Below are 3,311 nucleotides of genomic sequence, written 5' to 3'. Positions count from 1 at the left end.
GGATTGAAGTACCAACACGTTTTGTCCTATAACCCTATTTATATCTACTATCTAGCCACTTGATGATGTAATGGCAAGTTACACCACCTATGATAGTGATAATAAGGGAAACAAAATAATCTATCATGAAAACACCTCCTCTCTGTTGCCAGATTAGGAGTTAGCAACGTGATAAGTATATCATAATAAAATGAAGTACCATATATTATAATAAGGTGAAAAAATAGCTTATTTTTTACTGATGATATATAATAAGAAGGTATACATATAAGAAGATTTTTAGGAGGAATAGGAATGGAACAATTCCAAATGGACCTAGCTGGTCGTACACTTACGATCGAGACTGGGGAACTTGCAAAACAAGCTGGCGGTGCCGTAATGGTTGGCTATGGCGATACTCGTGTACTCGTTACCGCTACAGGTTCTAAAGAGGCGAAGGATATCGACTTCTTCCCACTTACAGTAGACTATGAAGAAAAAATGTACGCTGTTGGTCGTTTACCAGGGGGCTTTATTAAACGTGAAGCTCGTCCACCTGAAACTGCGATTTTGAATAGCCGTTTGATTGACCGTCCTATTCGTCCATTATTTGATAAAGGTGTACGCAATGAAGTACACGTAGTAGCAACAGTTATGTCCGTAGATCAAGACTGCGATCCAGCAGTGTGTGGTATGATTGGTGCTTCTGCAGCATTATCTATTTCTGATGTGCCTTGGAATGGTCCTATTGCAGGCGTTCGCATGGGTCGTATCAACGGTGAGTTCGTTGTAAACCCAACTAAAGCTCAATTAGAAGAAACAGATCTTAACATTGTAGTAGCTGGTACAAAAGATGCTATCCTCATGGTTGAAGGTGGCGCTGAAGAAGTTCCAGAAGATATCATTCTTGAAGTTATCATGACAGCTCACGAAGAAATCAAAAAAATCGTAGCTTTCCAAGAAGACATGAAAGCTAAGGTAGGCAAGGAAAAACGCGTATTTGAAAGCAAAGATGTTCCTGCTGAAATCGCTGATGCAGTTCGTGCTTATGGTCATGATAAACTTGACGAAGCAGTTCGTTGCGCAGATAAACAACAACGTGATGCTCAAGAAAGCGAAGTACGTGCAGACGTATTAGCACACTTTGAAGAAATCTACCCAGACAATATGGGGGATGTAAATAAAGCATTCGACGCAATGATCAAAGAAATCGTTCGTCACATGATTACTGTTGAAAAAATTCGTCCAGATGGTCGTAAACTTGATGAAGTTCGTCCAATCTCTTGCCGTACAGGTGTATTACCTCGTACACATGGCTCTGGTTTATTCACACGTGGTCAAACTCAAGTATTGAACGTAGCTACTGTAGCTCCATTGTCTGAAACACAAACAATTGATGGCATTGGCATTGAAACAGAAAAACGCTATATTCACCACTATAATTTCCCATCCTTCTCCGTAGGTGAAACTCGTTCTTCCCGCGGTCCTGGTCGTCGTGAAATTGGTCATGGTGCTTTGGCTGAACGCGCTTTAGTACCTGTAATTCCTAGCGAAGCAGACTTCCCATATGCATTGCGCTTAGTATCTGAAGTATTAGAATCCAATGGTTCTAGCTCCATGGCTTCCGTATGTGGCTCCACATTGTCCTTGATGGACGCTGGTGTACCTATTAAAGCTCCTGTAGCTGGTATCGCTATGGGTCTTGTAACTCAAGGTGAACACTACACAATCTTAACAGATATTCAAGGCATGGAAGATGCTCTTGGCGATATGGACTTCAAAGTTGCTGGTACAGCTAAAGGTGTAACAGCAATCCAAATGGATATTAAAATTTCTGGTTTATCCCGTGAAATCCTTCAAGAAGCATTAGAACAAGCTCATAAAGGCCGCATGCACATCATGGGCATTATGCTTGATACAATTGCTGAACCACGTCAACAAATGTCTCAATATGCGCCACGCATCATTACAATGAAAATTGATCCAGATAAGATTCGCGATGTAATCGGTTCTGGCGGTAAAGTAATCCGTGGTATTATTGAGGAAACAGGCGCTAAAATTGATATCGAAGATGATGGTACAGTATTCATCGCTTCTGTAGAACAAGAAGGCGCTGCTAAAGCTCAACAAATCATCGAAAACCTTACTAAAGAGGTTGAAGTAGGTGAAGTATACCTTGGTAAAGTAACTCGTTTGATGGCATTTGGTGCTTTCGTAGAAGTATTACCAGGTAAAGAAGGTCTTGTACACATTTCTAAACTTGCGAAAGAACGGGTTGAAAATGTAGAAGACGTAGTAAATGTAGGCGATGAGATCATGGTAAAAGTTATCGAAATTGATAAACAAGGCCGTGTAAACTTGTCCCGTAAAGATTGTTTAAAATAAGAGGTGTTACATGGATATTCGTGGCTTTGAAGTAGTTTCTGCTTTTGAAGAACAAGATATCAATTTACCAACACGTAAAACAACAGAAAGCGCAGGCTATGATATTGAATGCGCTGAAGCTGTTACATTAGAACCAGGCCAAGTCGTATTAGTGCCAACAGGAATTAAAGCTTTCATGGCATATGACGAATACCTTGCCATCCACATTCGTTCTAGCATGGCCATTAAACGCCATTTAGCACTTGTGAATAGCACTGGCATCATCGACAGCGATTACTATAACAATGAGGATAACGAAGGTCATATCATGATCGCCCTCTATAACTATGGTAAAGAAACCGTTTCCCTTGAAAAAGGTGAACGCGTTGCCCAAGGCATCTTCTCTAAATACCTTATTACCAACGATGACGATGCTACAGGCATTCGTACAGGTGGTATCGGTAGCACCGGTGCTATGTAAACAACATATAATACTAAATAGAATGGTGAAAGCCGCTCAACTTACGTTGGGCGGCTTTTGATAAAAGATTGGAGATTAAATTTTATATGACTAAAATATTTTTAAATGGTTCTTCAAGTAAACCAGTAAATGCTTATGCATTTTTAAATTGGTATTTTGAAGATAAGAAAAATGCTAATTCAATATTACAAAATAAACAAGTTGACTCATTTCAATTCTTTACAATGGGGAATTCATACATTGCTTCATCATTATACCTGTTAAAAAATATATTAGATAAATATAATAAATATAATGTAGCTGATCATTTAATATTTCCGATATTTTTTAATTTAACACATGGTCTTGAATGTTGGCTTAAAGCAAGTATTTCCTCTATCACATACTTATATAATGATGTAGAGGAATTTAAGTTCACACATGAATTGAAAGATTTAACATCAGATTTGAAAAAATTATTAGAGCGGTATAATATCCTGTATATATA

General features: G+C 38.6%; 3 protein-coding genes. All 3 read left to right on the top strand.

Annotated features, from left to right (window positions below):
• Positions 1-294 precede the first annotated feature (294 nt).
• The gene (locus Q0F90_RS08320; RefSeq protein WP_296004685.1) at positions 295-2,364 is read left to right on the top strand and encodes a polyribonucleotide nucleotidyltransferase; all 2,070 of its coding nucleotides are present in this window, start codon (positions 295-297) and stop codon (positions 2,362-2,364) included.
• Positions 2,365-2,374: 10 nt separating this feature from the next.
• Positions 2,375-2,824, top strand: a complete 450-nt coding sequence (gene dut / locus Q0F90_RS08315; protein WP_009350915.1) for a dUTP diphosphatase — start codon at positions 2,375-2,377, stop codon at positions 2,822-2,824.
• A gap of 86 nt (positions 2,825-2,910) precedes the next feature.
• A partial coding sequence (locus tag Q0F90_RS08310; RefSeq protein WP_296004682.1) for a hypothetical protein occupies positions 2,911-3,311 on the top strand: 401 nt, incomplete at its 3' end.

This window comes from uncultured Veillonella sp. (assembly GCF_934190855.1).
GTDB lineage: Bacteria > Bacillota > Negativicutes > Veillonellales > Veillonellaceae > Veillonella.
The sequence above is the reverse complement of the archived record's forward strand: the minus strand, read 5'-3'. Positions and strand labels throughout refer to the sequence as shown.